Source organism: Sorangium sp. So ce204 (assembly GCF_051526795.1).
GTDB classification, from domain to species: domain Bacteria; phylum Myxococcota_A; class Polyangia; order Polyangiales; family Polyangiaceae; genus Sorangium; species Sorangium cellulosum_B.
This window is the reverse complement of sequence record NZ_CP150317.1, coordinates 13,045,213-13,061,625: the sequence shown is the minus strand read 5'-3', so window position 1 is coordinate 13,061,625 and position 16,413 is coordinate 13,045,213. Positions and strand designations below refer to the sequence as shown.

At 71.8% G+C, this 16,413-nt stretch carries 10 protein-coding genes; 2 read left to right on the top strand and 8 right to left on the bottom strand.

All coding sequences use genetic code 11. From position 1 onward, the window contains the following. Positions 1 to 2: 2 nt before the first annotated feature. The 5 genes from WMF22_RS49485 to WMF22_RS49465 all read right to left on the bottom strand — a co-directional run bounded on the left by WMF22_RS49485 (position 3) and on the right by WMF22_RS49465 (position 8,238). The gene (locus WMF22_RS49485; protein ID WP_437296802.1) at positions 3 to 2,369 is read right to left on the bottom strand and encodes a methyltransferase domain-containing protein; all 2,367 of its coding nucleotides are present in this window, start codon (positions 2,367 to 2,369) and stop codon (positions 3 to 5) included. A gap of 137 nt (positions 2,370 to 2,506) precedes the next feature. After that, a complete protein-coding gene (locus WMF22_RS49480) occupies positions 2,507 to 3,796 on the bottom strand; it encodes a DUF1552 domain-containing protein (RefSeq protein WP_437296801.1) in 1,290 nt (429 codons plus the stop codon). A 100-nt stretch (positions 3,797 to 3,896) separates the two neighbouring features. Continuing rightward, entirely contained in the window at positions 3,897 to 5,219 is a 1,323-nt protein-coding gene (locus WMF22_RS49475; RefSeq protein ID WP_437296800.1) for a DUF1552 domain-containing protein, read from the bottom strand. Between the two features lie 51 nt (positions 5,220 to 5,270). Then, positions 5,271 to 7,013 (bottom strand): DUF1592 domain-containing protein, encoded by a 1,743-nt coding sequence (locus WMF22_RS49470; RefSeq protein ID WP_438034273.1) that lies wholly within the window; start codon positions 7,011 to 7,013, stop codon positions 5,271 to 5,273. A 682-nt stretch (positions 7,014 to 7,695) separates the two neighbouring features. Next, the gene (locus tag WMF22_RS49465; protein WP_012241655.1) at positions 7,696 to 8,238 is read right to left on the bottom strand and encodes an inorganic diphosphatase; all 543 of its coding nucleotides are present in this window, start codon (positions 8,236 to 8,238) and stop codon (positions 7,696 to 7,698) included. Between the two features lie 279 nt (positions 8,239 to 8,517). On the opposite strand from WMF22_RS49465, the gene WMF22_RS49460 reads away from it, so the two are divergent. After that, the gene (locus WMF22_RS49460; RefSeq protein ID WP_437296797.1) at positions 8,518 to 10,014 is read left to right on the top strand and encodes a hypothetical protein; all 1,497 of its coding nucleotides are present in this window, start codon (positions 8,518 to 8,520) and stop codon (positions 10,012 to 10,014) included. 82 nt (positions 10,015 to 10,096) lie between these two features. On the opposite strand, the gene WMF22_RS49455 is transcribed toward WMF22_RS49460, so the two are convergent. The 3 genes from WMF22_RS49455 to WMF22_RS49445 form a co-directional block, all read right to left on the bottom strand. After that, positions 10,097 to 11,428: a phosphoribosyltransferase family protein gene (locus tag WMF22_RS49455; RefSeq protein ID WP_437296796.1), complete on the bottom strand. Its 1,332-nt coding sequence runs from the start codon at positions 11,426 to 11,428 to the stop codon at positions 10,097 to 10,099. Positions 11,429 to 11,571: 143 nt separating this feature from the next. After that, a complete protein-coding gene (locus WMF22_RS49450; protein WP_438034272.1) occupies positions 11,572 to 12,783 on the bottom strand; it encodes a hypothetical protein in 1,212 nt (403 codons plus the stop codon). A gap of 144 nt (positions 12,784 to 12,927) precedes the next feature. Beyond that, entirely contained in the window at positions 12,928 to 14,748 is a 1,821-nt protein-coding gene (locus WMF22_RS49445) for a DsbA family protein (RefSeq protein ID WP_438037346.1), read from the bottom strand. Between the two features lie 343 nt (positions 14,749 to 15,091). Here WMF22_RS49445 and WMF22_RS49440 point away from each other — a divergent pair, with 343 nt between their 5' ends. Continuing rightward, on the top strand, positions 15,092 to 16,378 hold the full coding sequence (locus WMF22_RS49440) for a GNAT family N-acetyltransferase (protein WP_437296793.1): 1,287 nt from the start codon (positions 15,092 to 15,094) through the stop codon (positions 16,376 to 16,378). The last annotated feature ends 35 nt before the right edge of the window (positions 16,379 to 16,413 follow it).

The window sequence follows — 16,413 nt, the reverse complement described above, 5'->3', positions numbered from 1 at the left end:
GGTCACCGCGGGTGGGGCGGCGCGATCGCCAGGCCGAGCGCGTGCGCCGCGCGCAGGGCCGCGACGCGGAGGTGGCCGTCCGGCAGGCGCTCTCGCCCCGCGACGAGCTCGATGAGCGGCACCCACGAGAGCCGCCGAGCGGCATCGGACCCCGGCGCGAGCTCGGGCACGGCGGCAGCCGAGGCGGGCGCGCCGGCCGAGGCAGGCGCCGCGGTGACGACGAAGGCGAGCGGCTGGACCAGCTCCGGGGTCAGCCCTGGCGAAGGGCGGTAAGCCCCGCCGAGCTCGACGGCCGCCCCCACCCGAACGCCGTACTCGGCCTGCAGCCGCTCGCGCACGAACGCCTCGGCGGCCGACAGCGCGCTCACGCTCCGCGGCAGCCGCCACGCCGGCGCGACAAGGATGCCGCTGTTGCCCGAGAAGCTCTGGGCGGCCGGCAGATCGTGGTCGTCCACGCCGAGCACGATCTCCCCCGACGGCGCCCGCGCGAGCAGCGCCGCCGAGACCGTGAGCACCCCGAGCGGCCGAGGCACCACGTACTCCAGCTCCCGCGCGGCCACCACGCCGCCGTCCGCGGTCAGCTCCTCGAAGCGCGCGCGCCGCACCTCGAGGAACCCCGCGCTGGCGCTCGGGTCCACCCGCGAGAACCTCCGGCGGCTCGGGCGCCCGAGCAGCGCGGCGAGCGACGTCGGCCGCACGGCGGCCACGCCGCCGTCGTCGGCGACGTCGCCGGCGCCGGCACCGCCCGCGGCGCCCGCGCCGGCCGCCGCGAGCGGGATCTCGTCGCCGATCCACGGCCCGAACGGCAGGCCGAAGCGCGCCAGGAGGTCGTAGACGTTCAGCTCGAGCCGCGCGTCGGGCAGGCCGCCGACCTGCGCGGCGCGGAGGAGCTGGCGCGCCTCGATGGCGCGGATGCGCCCCGAGGTGCCGAACCCCGACACGTTCTCCGAGGGCGCGTTCACGAACGTGGGCTCGACCTCCACCAGCATCGAGCGCACCTCTTCGAGGATGCCGCCGGGCGATGGGTAGTACGTCGTGCCCGGGATCATGCGCTGGATCGCCGCCGCCCGCACCCCGGCCGCCCGCTCCAGCGCATGCTCGACCGTGTGCCCGACCGGGAACTCGGTCTGCACGACCGCGATCGGCTCGGCCAGGTAGTCCGCCGGCCCGCTGCCGTCGAGGGGAGGCGTCTCCTCGCGGCAGGCGCGCGCGATCGGCCGCGGATAGCTGGTCCGCGCCAGCACATACGCCGTCTCACCCGCGAAGAAGAACGGCACGATGTCCAGCGTGGGGTGCGGCCGCGCCGCCAGGTCGAACACCTGCCCTGTCGCCCGATCCTGGTGGTGCTCGATCCGCAAGAACTGCCGGGCGCTCTCCGCGGGCGCGAGCCGGAACGCGACCCCTTGACCGGCCTTCACCTTCTCTCCGACGATCAGGTAGTTGGTGGGCGGATAAGGCAGTCGGGCGCCCGTGGTGTCCCGGAGCTCGAAGCGACCGACGAACCTGTTCCGCACGATCCAGGGGTTGCGCAGCGGCGTCGACGACAGCACCCGCAGCCCGAGCCGGGCGAAGAGCGCCTCGAACTGCGCCTGAGAAAAATAGGTGTACTCCTCCTTGACCTCGGCTTCCCAGTCAGCGCGGTAATCCTTCCGCAGCACGAACTCGACAGCATGCTTGTGGGCGAGCCGGTACCGGCGCCACCCCGGGCGCGGCGCGGGCAGCGCGCCGGAGGGCTCGCTCGCGGCGCGCGCCAGCGGGAACCCCGGCTCCGGCGAGAGCGAGCGAAACTCACCCGCGAACCGCTCGAGCAGCGCCGCCGTCGAGGCGCTGCGGGGATCGCGGCCGTCGTCGCCGTCCTCGGCGGGCACGTCCAGAAACACCGCCTCCGGCCCGGGATCGACGAAGTCCCTCACCACGAGCACCCCGCCCGGCGAGAGCTGCTCCACCTGCGCCGCCAGCGCTTCCGCGGCGTTCGCGTGGCGGTAGCCCCCGTACGAGGTGACGTGGTGGAGCACCGACGAGTCGAAGATCCCGTCGAGGCTCTCCGGCGGGAATACCGTCCTGGCGATGTCGCCCAGCTGAAAGCCCAGGTTCGGTTGCTGATGAGCGCGGCGCGCGAGCTCGACGACCGTCGGATCGATGTCGACGCCGATGACCTCGAGGCGCGGGTAGAGCTGGGCCAGCGCGGCGCTGCCCTGCCCCGAGCCCATGCCCATGTCGGCGACGCGGCCCTCGCACAGGAGGTGCGCCGCCGTGAGCGCGACCTTCTGGCGCATCGAGGCGTCCATCGCGGACAGGTACCGCGCGTACGCGGACAGGTCGTCTCGCCGTTGATCTGCCTCGTACTCCGCCGGCGCGCGCGTCGTCATGGTGACGAGTGTACGCCGGGCGCGGGACGGGGGTCGACGGCGGCGTGCGCCCGAGGGCGCGCAGGCGCCCGGGAGCGACGCGGCGGTCGCGGGGAACCGGAGCGCGCGCGCCGGGAAGAAGCGGCGCTCCGGCCGCCTCAGCTGGCCGAAAGGCCCGGAAGCGGCGACTTGGACCGCAGGTTCGGATCGCCGAAGCCGGCGAAGTCCGTGACGCCCATCGCGTCGCACAGGCTGAGCAGCACGCGCTCGTGCCGCTCGCCGCTCTTGATGTACCGGCCGCCAGGGGCCGTCTTCAGATAGCCGCCTTCGCCGCTCGCCAGGACGAACTTCATCTCGTTCTGGTTGTGGTTCGGCGAGTCGCCCATGTCGCGGCACCACGCGATCAGCGTGTTGTCGAAGAGCGTCCCGGAGCCGTCGGCCTCCGGGATCGCCTTCAGCTTGTTGATGAGGTCGACGAACCGCTGCGACAGCCACTTCTCCAGCTTGATCAGGTCGAGGTGCGCCGGCGCGCCCGTGTGGATCATGGCGCCGTGCTCGTCGCCCTTCAGCCCGATGTCCGGGAGATCGACGTTCATGGCCTGATCCGAGCCCCACTGGATCGCGCCGACCCGGGTGAGGTCGCACGCGAACGCGCCGACGAGGAGATCCATGTGGAGCAGGTTGGCCTGGAGCGGGTTGGCCGGATCGGTGGCGGGCTTCGTCGGCACGCTGCAGCCGCCTGTCTGGCCGGACGACGCGTTGGCCAGCCGCTCCTCGATCTGCCGGATCGAGTCGATGTGCAGCTCCAGCTTGTACTTCTGCTCGGAGCCGAGGTTCCCCTCGAGCGCCTTGATCTCGTTCTTGAGGTGATCGAGGACGCTCTTGCGACGGCGCAAGAGATCGTCTGACGACGTGTTCGACGGGATCGCCGAGCCGAACAGGGTGGAGTAGGCGGACGTCGGAGAGGCGATGCCCGGCAGGTTGTCCTTGCGATAATACGGCGATCGCCCGCCGTTCACCGTGCTCTCGGCGCCCAGCAAGAGCGAGGGGATCTGCGTCTTCGTGCCGGCGGCGATCAGCTTGTCCGCGATGAACTGGTCGACGGAGATCAGCTTGGCGGGGTCGCTGAAGCCGAGCCCCGTCAGGGCGTCGGGCGCGCCGTGGTTGTTCCCCGGATTCCCGCTGGGGAGGCCGTCCACGAGCACGACGTGCTGCTTCACGTCCGCGAGCGGCGACGTCGACTCGCTGAACGTGGGGGTCTCGCCCGAGACGCTCGTGGGCTTCCAGATCGATGGCGCGGTCCCCATCGTGCAGAACAGAAGGAGCCGCTTGGGCTTCCGGCCGGGCGCCGCCTCCGCGACGGAGTCGAGGAATGGGTTGAACAAGAAGCCGGCCCCGACGCTGGCCCCCAGCCCCTTGAGGAAATCTCTACGACGATGGCTGCGCATGAACGACCCTCTCACGCTACCGATCTCGCGCCAACGGAGCTCGCCGCGACAGGTGCGTGGGGGCGCACCTGTCGCGGCGAGCGGCCTCGCGTCCTCGGTGTCAGGTCGCGGCGATGCCGGGGAGCGGCGACTTGCTGCCCAGAGCCGGATCCCCGAAGCCGGAGAAGTCCGTGACGCCCATCGCGTCGCACAGGCTGAGCAGCACGCGCTCGTGCCGCTCGCCGCTCTTGATGAACCGGCCGCCAGGGGCCGTCTTCAGGTAGCCGCCGTTGCCGCTCGCCAGGACGAACTTCATCTCGTTCTGGGTGTGGTTCGGCGCGTCGCCCATGTCACGGCACCAGGCGACGAGCGTGTTGTCGAGGAGCGTCCCGGAGCCGTCGGCCTCGGGCGTCGCCTTCAGCTTCTTGATGACGCCCACGAACTGCTGGTGCAGCCACTTCTCGAGCTTGATCAGGTCGAGGTGCGCAGGAGCGCCGGTGTGGATCATGCCGTTATGCTCCTCACCGCTGAGCCCGATCTCGCTCAGGTTCGCGTTCATCATCTGATCCGAGCCCCACTGGATCGAGGCGACGCGGGTGATATCGCACGCGAACGCGCCGACGATGATATCCAGATGAAGCTGGTTGGCCTTCAAGCCATTGCTCATGTCGCCGCTCGGCGTCCCCGGGACGGAGCAGGCGCCCGTCCCTCCATCTCCGCCCGGGGTCATCGTGTTCGAGAGCCGCTGCTCGAGCTGGCGGATCGAATCGAGGTGCAGATCCAGCTTGTACTGCTGCTCCTTCCCCAGGTTTCCCTTGAGCGACGTGACCTCTTTCATGAGGTTGTCGAGGACGCTCTTGCGCCGCTTCAGCAGGGCCTCGGCGGCGCCGTTGTCGTTGTTGCCTTGGTTGTTGGACGGCGTGAAGCCCGTGAACACGGTCGAGTAGGCGGACGTGGGGGAGCCGATGGGCGACAGGTTGGTCCCCTTGTAGAACCCCGTCTTGCCGCCCTCGACGGCGGCGCCGAGCAGGAGCGACGGGATGGGCGTCGACAGCCCCTTGCCCTTCAGCTTCTCGACGATGTACTGGTCGACCGAGATCAGCCCGTAGGGGCCGTTGCTGTAATAGCCCATCCCGGTGAGGCCGTCGGCGGACCCGTGGTTGTTGCTGGGGCTCCCGCTGGGGAGGCCGTCCAGCATCACGATGTGCTCCTTCACCTCCTCGAGCGGCGAGGTGGACTCGCTGAACGTGGGGGTCTCGCCGGAGACGCTCTTGGGCTTCCAGATCGAGGGGGCCGTCCCCATGGTGAAGAAGATCAGGAGCCGCTTCGGCTTCTTCCCGGGAGCCGCGTTGGCGATGGATTCATAGAAGGGAGAGAACAGAAGACTGGCCCCCAGGCTGGCCCCGACACCCTTGAGAAACTTCCTACGACTGTGGCTGCGCATGACCGATCCTTTCACTCGCTACCGATCTGTTCTTGGGTTGCAGCCGTGGGGTCACGGACCTTGAACTCTGCGGGTGAAGTGCGGCGCGCGCGTCAGCGCGAGCCACACGCTCTTGAGGCGGAAATCTTCGGTGGCCGCCTCCTCCTGGACCTTCTCGTACGTGCAGCCGTCCTGCTCCCAGGTGCCGCCGAACGCGTAGTACGACCAGTAACGGACCATGCACGCCTTGACGTCCTCGCTCGCCGCGAGGTAGTCGGCCAGCTCGGTCACGCCGCTGAAATTGTAGTCTTCCCCGGTCGGCGGCTCGACGACCGTGCCGGTCACGTCGACGGGGATCCCGTTCTCATCGTTCCGCCACCGGCCGAACGTGTCGTAGTGCTCGAAGCCGACGCCGATCTTGTCGGTGTACTTGTGGCAACCCGCGCAGTACTCCGCCTTCGTGTGCTGCTCGACCATCTCGCGCGTGGTCGCCGGGGTCTCCAGGGGCTTGACGTTCGGATCCACGCCGGGCGGCGGGGGCTCGAGCGGCTGGCAGAGGAGCCGCGTGCGGACCATCTTGCCGCGCTGGGTCGGCGAGGAAAGCTTCGCGCTGCCATGCCCCGTCAGGAAGCTGCCGTGGGCCAGGATGCCCCCGTCGCGCTGCCCCGGGGTGAGCGTCACCTTCGTCAGCTCGGTGCCCCCGGCGCCGTTGATGCCGTAGTGCGAACCGAGGCTGGCGTTGATGAACGTGTAGTCCGCCTGCAGGAGGTTGGCGAACGTGCCGTTCTGGTTGAACGCGGTGTCCACGACGAGCGCCTGCGTCTCGGCCATCATGTCCTTGCGCAGGGCGTCCGTGAGATCGAAGACCGTGTTGTCCTTCACCGCGGTGACGAGGCGGTTCAGCTGGAGCCAGCCGCGCATGAACCGCATCATCTCCTTCTCGGCGAGCGGCCTTGTCGCCGAATCCTCCAGCAGGCGCAGCGCGTGCTGGGCGATCTGCTCGCTGGTCAGGTTGGCGCCCTGGGCGGCGGCCGCGTCGGCGGCCTGCAGCAGCGCCTCGTCCGGCATGGTCCCGGTCAGCAAGTACGAGAGGTTGCTCGCGATCTCATGCGGGGTGAGCTCGTAGACGCCCGAGCCGCTCGCCTCGGTCCCGATCTCGTGGCGATAGAGGAAGTACGGCGACTGCAGCATGGCGCCCACGACCACCTTGGCGCCGTCCTCGAACGACGCCTCCGCCCCGAACAGCGCGTCGTAGGACGCGACGCGCTCGTCCGTGAGCTTGTCGCGGAACGCGCGGCGGCCGAAGTCGCGGATGAACTCGGTCCGGCAGCTCGCGTCCAGGGTCCTGCACGTCGTCGTGGTGATGCTGGAGAGCTTGTTCGTCACCGCCCAGTCGGCGGTCGTCTCGGCCCAATCCATGATCTGCTGGGCCGTCAGGTCGCGGATCACCAGCGCGTTCGCGTCGGCCGAGAACCCGAGCACCTGCGGATCGTTGAAGATGCTCGGGAGGGCGACGGACTGGTCCTTGAAGAGATCGCGGACAGTGGCCTCAAATTGATCCACCGTCAGGCGACGCACAACGCGCGGGCCCGGGGTGCTCTTGTCCGCGACCTCGCATTCCGACACCTCCGGGATCTCCGGGGGCACCTCCGGCGGGTCGCCTATCGGCGGGCCGCCAGCGTCGCCGCCGCTGCTGCTGCTTCCGGTGCCGCTGCCGCTGCCGCTGCCGCTGCCGCTGCTGGTCTCGGAGGGCGTCCCGTCGGTATTGCCGAGGTTGCCCAGGCAACCGAGCGGGCCGGCGAGGAGAAGCGCCACTGCGGAGTAGCGGCGACACGCTTTCGCCGAAACTAAGCTATTAAGCGTGCTCATCATTGCTTGAGAAAAGCTGATGTCTCTCATGTTGTCAAGCCCCGATCAAGCGGTGTCGCCTCGATAATCCATGCGCATACCCGCGCGCTTCAATGGCCTGTCACTGGCCTGTCACCGAATCGTCCGCGTCATTCGTGTTGTTTGCGTTGATTGCGTTGGCCGCGTTCGAATCGTTTTCAGCGTCGTTTTCAGCGTCTTTGCCCTGCCCGCTCGCCTGCATGCGTCATGGTGGGCCCTTGGTGGCTCTCCCCGGAGCGACGTCGAGTTCGACGCTCCGCGTTGAGCCGACTCACGGTGTCACCCGCCACGCCAGAGAGCTCGACCTCCCACCGGATCCGAGGTCGAACCGGAGCCGCTGGATCGCCAGGCGCGTTTCGACCTCAGGGCTCTGGGTGAGCCGCTGGGCAAGGTCTTCGTCGTCCATGAGCGTCGAGAAGCGATCCACGGCGGGCGGTAAAGCAACCCTCGTGCCGCGTGTTCTCGCGGGGTTACCCCGCGCCGCCATGCCCGGTTTCTGGATTTTTTCGAAGGTTGCGAGGGGTGGACGCCGAGGGGTCCAGGAAGGGCGATCCACCGCTTCCGCGATCCATCCGTGCGCCGCTGCAACCGGGCCCCAGGGCCAGCCGCGTCAGCCCTTGGACCAGGCGCTGATCGAGCGATAGCTCGCGACGGACTCCTCGATGACCTCCAGGGCGCGGTTCCTGTCGTACATCGTATCTACCTCTGCGAGCTTGTTCTCGAGCGTCTTGTAGTCGATGAAGAACCGCATGAGCTCCTTGGTCACGTGCGGCGGCAGCTCCTCGTGGGTCAGGTAATGGGCCACGGAGGGGTCGTCGACGGCGACCGCGATGATCTTGTCGTCGACCCCCTTGTCGTCGCGCATGAAGAAGCCGCCGATGGCGCGCGCCCTCACGATCGTGAGCGGCACGACCGGCTCCTGCATGAGGACGAGCACGTCGAGCGGGTCGCCGTCGCCCGCGTGCGTCTGAGGGATGAAGCCGTAATTGGCCGGGTAGTGCACTGACGAGTAGAGCACGCGGTCGAGCATCAAGAGCCCGGTCTTCTTGTCGAGCTCATACTTGCACTTCGATCCTTTCGGGATCTCGATCACCACGGGGAAGAAGTCGTGTCGGCTGTCGGGGAGCAAGATGTCGTGGAGCGGATGGGTCATTGAATCGTCCTGGGCTTTCGCCCCCGCCCGGGAGGCGGGCGAGGGGCGAACACGATACCAGGAGTTCGATCCGGTGAGATCGGGGTCCAGACACCCCAGCATTCCCGCTCTGGAGCGAGATGAGCCACGCCGCCGCCGGGGCCTTCCCGGCGCGGGCCGGCGGGGGCGCAGGACCGACGTCGGCGAGCATGGGCAAGGGCGGTCGCTCGTGCGATGAGCTAGCGCGAAGCCGCCGGGGCAGACTCGCCGGCGGATCTCCGGATACCAGGTGCGCTCCCCATGAGACCGTTCCCCACACGCGCCCCAGCCGCGCGACCAAGGCGAGCGCCCGCGCTGCGACGCACCGCGCCCTGGGCGCTCGTGGTGCTCGCCCTGGGCGCGGCCCTCGGCGGCCCTCCAGCGGCAGCGGCGCGCGCGCCGGACGCGCCGTCGGCCAGGCCGCCCTCGCCCGTCGCGAGCGCGCAGGCCGGGGCGCCCTCGGACGACGGCGCCTCGGCGGCCGCCGCCCCGCCGGCCCAGGGCCGACCCGTGGTCTCGCCCGTGCAGCGCCCGGGCGAGCGCGACGTTCGACAACGCGCCTGCTCCTTCACGCTGCCCGTCTGCGTGCACGCGCCCGCGGACGTCCCCGGCGCCGCCCTCCTCGAGAGCCTCACCCACCTGGAGGCCGCGATGCGGGCCTACGACGCGCTCGGTCTGCCGCGCCCGCTCCCCGATGGCGCGCGGGGCGGCGGCCCGGCGTACGATCTCTACCTGGAGCGCGGCCCGCGCCGCGGCCCGACGCGCGTGGGGTACGACCTGCGGGCGCTCGGGGAGCGGTTCGACGCCGCGAGCGCGTTCGCCATCGTCGCAGCGCCGGGGCGCGGCGGGTGCGCGAGCGCGTCCGACGCGGCCTACGCGCTCGGAGCCGCCGTCGCCATGCGCCTCGACGCCGGGGCGGAGGAGGGCGCGATCGCGATGACGGCGAGCTACCTCGCCGCCATCGCGGCGCCCTGCGCGGCCGAGGAGCTCGCCGCGGTCGACGCCTTCCAGCGGGCGCCCGAGCGGGCGCTCACCGGCGCGGCGCTCGGCGCGCTCGACGGCGGCCTGCTCTTTCCGTGGTACCTCGACGACGCGTACGGCACCGGGACGCCGGCGCAGGTCGCGACGTCGCTGCTCGCCATCGCGGCGCAGTCCACGCCCGCGGGCGCGGCGCGCTTCCACGCCGAGCCCGACACCTTCGATGCGCTCCGGGCGTCGCTGCGATCCCGCGGCGAGGACCTCGACGACCTGCTCCTCGAGTTCGCCGTCGCGCGAGCGTTCCTTGGCAGCCGCAGCGACGGCGCGCACCTCTCCGACGCCGCGCGCTTCGGCGATTTCGGCCGGGTTCGCTTCGAGTGGTCGCTGCCCTACGCCACGCTCCCGCGGCGGGTCGCGCCCCTGCGCCCGATCGAGCCGACCGGCGCGACGTACCTCTGGCTCGATCTCTCGGCGGAGAGCGCGGCCGCCCGGCCGGATCTCAAGACGGCCGAGATCACCTTCGTGGCCGACTGGGAGCTGCCCGCGCTGTTCCGCTGGGCGATCGTGAAGGTCGACGCGCAGGGCGCCGAGGCCGGCCGCGTCGACGTGGCCGGGGTCTTCGGCAGCAGCCGCGCGCAGCGCACGGTGGTGGGGCTCGACGGGCTCTCGGGGCTGCTCGTCGTGGGCGTCAACGCGGGGAGCATGATCCGCAGCCTCCCCTTCGATCCCGACGACGCGCCGTTCATGCCGCACGCGTACACGGTCTGGCTCTCCAGGTAGGCGCCGCGCCGGCCAGCGCGCGCGCCGGGCGGCGGCCAGCGGGCGCGCTCGCCTCGGCCCGCGCGGGCCGCCGGCCGGCGCGTCACGCCCTCGCCTCGGCTCCTCGCGCGATCAGGTGCTGCGCGAACCACTCGCCGGCGAGCCGAGCGACCGCCGCGAGCGCGCCCGGCTCCTCGAACAGGTGCGTCGCGGAAGGCACGACGGCGAGGCGGCGCGGGCCCGCGAGGTCGTCGAGGGCGGCCTGGTTCAGCGCCAGCACCTCGGTGTCCGCGCTGCCCACGATGAGCAGCGTCGGCGCGCGCACCATCGCCAGGGCCGCGCCCGCGAGGTCGGGCCTGCCGCCGCGCGACACGACGGCGCCCACGGCGCGCGGCCGCGCCGCCGCGGCGATGAGCGCGGCCGCCGCGCCGGTGCTCGCGCCGAAGTAGCCGACCGCGAGGTGACGGAGCTCGGGGCGCGCGAGCGCCCAGTCCGTCGCCCCGAGCAGCCGCCGCGCGAGCAGATCGACGTCGAAGCGGAGGTGGGCGCTCCGGCGATCTTCCGCCTCCTCCTCGTCGGTGAGCAGGTCGAAGAGCAGCGTGGCCAACCCCCACCGCCAGAGCGCCTCCGCGACCGAGCGGTTGCGAGGGCTCCTGCGGCTGCTTCCGCTGCCGTGCGCGAAGATCACGAGGCCGCCCGCCCTCTCCGGGATCGCGAGGTCCCCGGGCAGCGCCGCCGTCCCTGCCTCGACGAAGAGCGGCCGCTCCGCCCCTTCCGGCCGCGGGACCTCGCGCCGCGCCTCGGCGAGCAGCGTGGCGACGACGTCGTCCGACGTCTGCGAGAAATCCTCGTAGTAGGCGCCGATCGCCTGGAGGGCCGGGTCCTCCTCGATGCAAGCGACGCCGTCGACCTCGCGGCTGAGCGACGACAGGCTCGACGGCGCGGCGACCGGCGCGGCGAGCACGAGCCGCCTCGGCGCGCGCTTGCGCAGGTCGCGCAGCGCGGCCCGCACGGTCCCGCCGGTCGCGATGCCGTCGTCGACGACGATCACCGTCCGCCCCTCGACGCGGGGCATCGGCCTGTCGCCCCGGTACCGGCGCACCCCGCGCTCCACCTCGGCGGCCTGCTGCTCCGCGATCTCGGCGAGCTCCGCCTCGGAGATCCCCAGCAGCCCGACGAGGCCCCGATCGATGTACACCTCGCCCCCCTCGGCGATCGCGCCCACGCCGAGCTCCGGCTGCCCGGGTGCGCCGAGCTTGCGCACGATCCACACATCGAGCGGCGCGCCCAGCGCGCGCGCCACCTCGTAGCCCACCTCGACGCCGCCGCGCGGCAGGGCGAGCACGAGCGGCGCCTCGCTCCTGTACCCCGAGAGCAGCTGCGCGAGCCTGCGCCCGGCGTCCCTCCGATCCTCGAACAGCTTCGCTCGCCCCATCGCCCCCTCCCCTCACGTCCGCTCCTGCGACCCCTTCAAGAGCGGTGCCGCGGGGCGCGCGCGGCGCGGGCTCGGCCGCGCGCGACGCGACGAGGGCGCGGGTCGACCGCGGTACGGGCAAGGCCGCGCCCGTCAGCGCCCCATCAACCGAACAGGCTCCACTCGTCCTCGATGAGCGAGAGCGCGTTGATCAGCTCGAGCGCGAGCTCGCGCTCGAGCCACTCGTCGATGCGCTGGCCCGCGGCGATCGCGCTGAAGCCCGCGCGCGGGATGCGCTTCGCGAGGTGCGAGAGGCACGAGCCGGTCCGGTCGAGGCGCGCGACCCAATCGGTGTCGCGATAGGCATATCTGGCCTGGTGGAACAGCGAGTCGCTGAGCGCCGAGATCCTGTCGCGCACGACGTCGGCGGGCTCGGCGCGGGACGCGATCGCCTCGCGCACCTCGCCGATGGCGCGCAGCACGAGGCAGACCGGCGCGCCCGGATGGAACGACGTGCGCTTCGGTGAGAACGTCAGCCCGTCGAGCGCAAGGAAGTACCAGGCCTGCGGCGAGGACACGCGATAGAGGTAGGCGGCGTCGCAGGCGTCGGCCGCCCTCATCGCGATCTGCCAGGCGCCTTGCTCGTCGATGCCGTCCTGCTCCGCGGGCATCCCGTCGATGCGCCCGATCCCGGCGCCGCTGGCGAGCGGGTCGGCCCACGCCATGACGAGGACCGAGGTCGCGCACGACCAGCTGCACAGGAGGCGCGCGCTCGCCTCGGCGGACACGCGCCCGCTCGGCGCGATCCAGACGAAGCGCCCCTCCTTGAGATCGGCGCGGTACTCGTGGAGCGCGGCGCCGTGACCTTCGAGCTGCTGGAAGAGCTCCTCCCCTCGCGCCGCCCAGCGCTGGGCGAGGGCCTCCTCGGCGCTCTCGGACGGCGTGTCGTCCCAGTCGAGCTCAGGCGGCCGGGGCGGCGAGAACTCCGCGTCGTCCGCTCCGCTCTTCGCCTTCGCCTTCGCGTTCCGGGGTCGGCGCTTCGGCGGCGCGGCGCCGGCCTGCTCGCCGGCGCGCGCCCTCGCGGGGCGCATCCTCGGCGCCGCCGGTGGCTCGGCCGCCGCGCGCTTGCCCGGCGCTGCCGGTCGCTTCGCGACGGCGGCCTCCACGAGCGAGGTCGCGCCCTTCGCCTTCCTGGGCCTGGCGCGCGAGCTCGCGGGCGCCCGCTCCTGCCCGTCGCGCAGCGCGGCCGGCGGGCCCGCCTTCGCGCCCGCGCGCTCACCCGCCTTGCCATGACGCCGCGCGCGCGCGGATCCGCTCGATGCCTTGACGGTGCGCCTGGGTTCGGCCGATGTCCCTCGACCGCGCGGTTTGGGCATTGCGACAGGCTATCACGAGCTCGAAGCGCGATATCGATGGAGGCGCCCCGGGAAACGCCCAGGGTGAGCCGCGCGCCAGATCGCTCGGAGCGCAGGTCCTGGATCCCGGAGCCGGAGCGCGTGTCGCGCGCGTTCAGGTCGTGTTCAGTTCGCTTCGCTGAGCGCGCGCCGAACTACCTTCTTGAATTTCGCGAGCGGCTGGGCTCCGCTGACCAGGTAACCGTTGATCACGAACCCGGGAGTCCCGGTGATGCCGGCGCTCCGCGCGGCCTGCGCGTCGGCCTCGACGGCGGCGCGATGGGTGTGCTCGTCGAGCGCCTTGGCGAAGCGCGCCGCGTCGAGCCCGAGGCTCGCGGCGTGCTGCTCCAGGGCCGCGCGGTCGAGGTTCGAGGCGTCGCTCCCCTTGAAGAGCAGGTCGTGCATCTTCCAGAAGCCGGCCGGCCCTTTCTGCGCGAGCGCTTCCATGGCCGCCTCGGCGGCCAGCTGCGCCTCCGGGTGGAAGGGGAGCGGCAGGTGGCGGTAGACGACGCGGACCTTGCCCGGGAACGCCTTGATGAGCTCGTCCATCGTGGCGGCGGCGCGCGCGCAGAAAGGGCACTGGAAGTCGGAGAACGCCTGGATGACCACCTTGCCCGCGGCCGCGCCCTTGCTGGGGTGGCCCTTGGGCGCCGGCGGCACGGACACCTTCGGCGGCGGCGCCGGCGGGACCGCCTGCTTCTGGATGGCCTCGTACACCTTGGCGCGCGGCGTCCCGGCCACGACCATCGCCTCCGCCTTGGCGATCTCCTCGTCGATGATCGCCTGGAACTTCTCGATCGGCTGCGCGCCGACGAGGCTGCGGCCATTGATGAAGAAGTGCGGGGTCCCCTGGGCGCCGAGATCGTCGGCGAGATCCACGTCGGCCTCGATCTTGGCGGCGTGCTTGTGCGAGGCGACGGCGCGCTTCGCCGCGGTGACGTTCAGCCGGAGCTCCGCGGCGACGGCCTCGAGGGCGGCGTCGTCGAGGGCGGCCTCGCCGGCGAGGAGGCGATCGTTGGCCTGCCAGAAGGCGTCGTTTCCCTTCTGGGCGCGGGCCTCGCGCGCGAGCTCTGCAGCGGGCTCGGCCCGGGGGTGGAACGGGAGCGGGTGGTCCTTCCACACGACGCGCAGCTTGTCGCCGTACTGCGCCCTGAGCTTGTCGACCGTCGGCGTGACGCGCCTGCAGAACGGACACTGATAGTCGCTGAACAGCACCATCGTGACGAGCGCCGTCTCCGCGCCGCGCACGGGCGAGTCCCCGACGGGCACGAGGTGCACCACGCCGCCGTCGCCTTCCTCTCCGGCGTCGTCGGGCTCCTCGGCAGGAGGAGCGAAGTTCTTCTCCGCGAGCGCCGCGTAGATCTTCTCCGGCGGCGTCCCCCCGGCGCGGAGCGCCTGCGCCGCGGCGAGCTGCGCGTCGATGATCTCCGCGAACCGCTCCGCCGGCTGCGCGCCGACGAGGAGCACGCCGTTGATGAACGATGCCGGCGTGCCGTTCACGCCGAGCCGCCCGGCGAGCTCCATGTCCGCGCCGACCTTCTGCGCCGCCCCGCTCTGCTGGACGAGCTGCTGGATCTTGCCGGGGGTCACGCCGGCCCGCCGGAGCGCGGTGGCCTGGACCTCCGGCGAGAGCCGCTCGTCGGCCGTGAAGATGGCGTCGTGAAACGCCCAGAAGGCCTTGGGACCCGCGTGCGCGAACACCGCCATCGCGGCCTCGGCCGTCGGCCGGGCCTGCTTGTGGAAGGCGAGCGGGAAGTTCTTCCACACGACCCGCAGCCGCTCCGCGCCGTACCGCTGCTCCAGCTGCCTCAGCGTGCCGCCCAGGTGCTTGCAGAAGGGGCACTCGAAGTCGGAGAACACGACGATCGTCACGGGCGCGAGCCGGCTGCCGCGCGCCGGATCCGCGCGGGTCACCGGCACCGGACCGGGGTCGCCGTCCGCGACCATCACGTCGTCACCGAACGTCGCTCCCGGATCAGCGGCTGGGCTCGGCTGCCCCGCAGGGGCGCCGCTGCTCTTCGCCTGCGAAGCGTCTGGAGGGGGCTGCGGCAGCGCGGAGCTGCAAGCCAGGGCGAATAGCAACGAGAGCCAGGCGACGGCGGCGATGGCGCGGCGAGACATCGCGCGAGTGTACTCCGGTTCCGCGATGACGCCTTCGCCGCACGGGCGTCGCTGTGCCCAGCGCGGAACGCCTCGCCGCGCCGCCAGGCGCGATTGACGCCCTCACCGCCTTCGGCCATGACGGGCGCGGCGCGCCGCTCTGCCGCGCCAGGAGACGCACCGGAAAGCCATGGAGAAGGTCTACAGCGCCGCCCGCGTCCAGCCGGAAGAGCACAGGGACGTCCTCGCGCAGCTCTGGAAAGAGAACCTCGCCCACGGCGAGGTATCGCAGGAGCTCGTGGAGCGGCGGATGCGCTGGTTCCAGGAGCAGAACCCGGCCGGCCCCCCGCGGACCTGGATGGGCTTTCACGGACCGGAGCGGGAGATCATCGGGAGCGGCTCGTTCTACCCGCGCGACCTGGTCGTCGACGGGCGCAAGCTCAAGGCCGGCGTCCTCGGCGACTTCGGCGTGACCAAGGCGCACCGCATCGCGGGGGCCGCCATGAGCATCCAGCGAGAGCTCGCGAGGGGCTGCCGCGACGCCGGGGTCGATTTCGTGTTCGGCTTCCCCAACAAGGCCTCATTCCCGATCTTCCAGCGCGCCGGCTACAAGAAGATCGCCGATTCCATCATCTGGGTCCGGCCCCTCATGGCCGCGTACAAGCTGAACGAGCTCGCGGCCTCGTCGGCAGGCGAGCAGCGGAGCACCGTGAGCGCGGTGGTGCAGCGGATCGCCGAGCGGGCCGCGTCGGCGGTCCCCCACCCTCGCTGGCGCGCGCTCTGGGAGGCGGCGGAGCCGGGCGCCCCGCCCGCCCCGCTCGCGCAGGCGCTGTCGACCGCGGCGGAGCGCGCCGTCCAGCGGGCGACGGTGAAGCCGGACAACCTCCTGGTCCGGGCCGCGGGCAGCGCCCTCGACGCCTCGATGGCGCTCCGGGACACCGCCGCGCTGCTCGCGAAGGGGAGCCGCGTGCGCACCGAGCTCGTGGACACCGCCGATCACCGCTTCGACGGGCTGTGGTCGCGGGCGAAGCCCTGGCCGGTCGTCGGCGAGCGGAGCGCCCGGTTCCTGAACTGGCGCTATGCGCAGCTCGGTAACGTTCGATACCGCTTCTTCTGCATGCTCGACAGGCATGACGGGCGGCTGCTCGGCTACGCCGTCTACTCGGTGCGGAACAACAAGGTCGAGGTCAGCGACCTGTTCTGCGAGGACAACGGCCCCACGTTCGACGCCCTGCTGCTCGAGTTCTGCCAGGCGATGCGGCGGGAGGGGCACGTCTCCGTGGGCATGCTCCTCGTGACGCCCCCTTCGTTCAGCGCCCGCCTGCGGGCGCTCGGGTTCTTCTCCCGCCCCCACCCGCCGGACGTCGGCTCGCGGTGGCTCATCGTCCACCTCGATCCCGCCTTCCCCGACGAGCTGCGGCGCGTTCTGCTCGACGCGGAGAGCTGGTTCATGACCGACGGCGAGCTCGACGTCTGATCGCCCGGGCCCGCGCCTCCCGGGGGATCGCATTG

What these genes read in the sequence shown, in the direction of transcription:
- WMF22_RS49440 (WP_437296793.1), top strand. Translation starts at nt 15,092, where the DNA reads ATGGAGAAGGTCTACAGCGCCGCCCGCGTCCAGCCGGAAGAGCACAGG.
- WMF22_RS49455 (WP_437296796.1), bottom strand. Translation starts at nt 11,428, where the DNA reads ATGGGGCGAGCGAAGCTGTTCGAGGATCGGAGGGACGCCGGGCGCAGG.
- WMF22_RS49485 (WP_437296802.1), bottom strand. Translation starts at nt 2,369, where the DNA reads ATGACGACGCGCGCGCCGGCGGAGTACGAGGCAGATCAACGGCGAGAC.
- WMF22_RS49450 (WP_438034272.1), bottom strand. Translation starts at nt 12,783, where the DNA reads ATGCCCAAACCGCGCGGTCGAGGGACATCGGCCGAACCCAGGCGCACC.
- WMF22_RS49460 (WP_437296797.1), top strand. Translation starts at nt 8,518, where the DNA reads ATGAGACCGTTCCCCACACGCGCCCCAGCCGCGCGACCAAGGCGAGCG.
- WMF22_RS49480 (WP_437296801.1), bottom strand. Translation starts at nt 3,796, where the DNA reads ATGCGCAGCCATCGTCGTAGAGATTTCCTCAAGGGGCTGGGGGCCAGC.
- WMF22_RS49475 (WP_437296800.1), bottom strand. Translation starts at nt 5,219, where the DNA reads ATGCGCAGCCACAGTCGTAGGAAGTTTCTCAAGGGTGTCGGGGCCAGC.
- WMF22_RS49465 (WP_012241655.1), bottom strand. Translation starts at nt 8,238, where the DNA reads ATGACCCATCCGCTCCACGACATCTTGCTCCCCGACAGCCGACACGAC.
- WMF22_RS49445 (WP_438037346.1), bottom strand. Translation starts at nt 14,748, where the DNA reads ATGGTCGCGGACGGCGACCCCGGTCCGGTGCCGGTGACCCGCGCGGAT.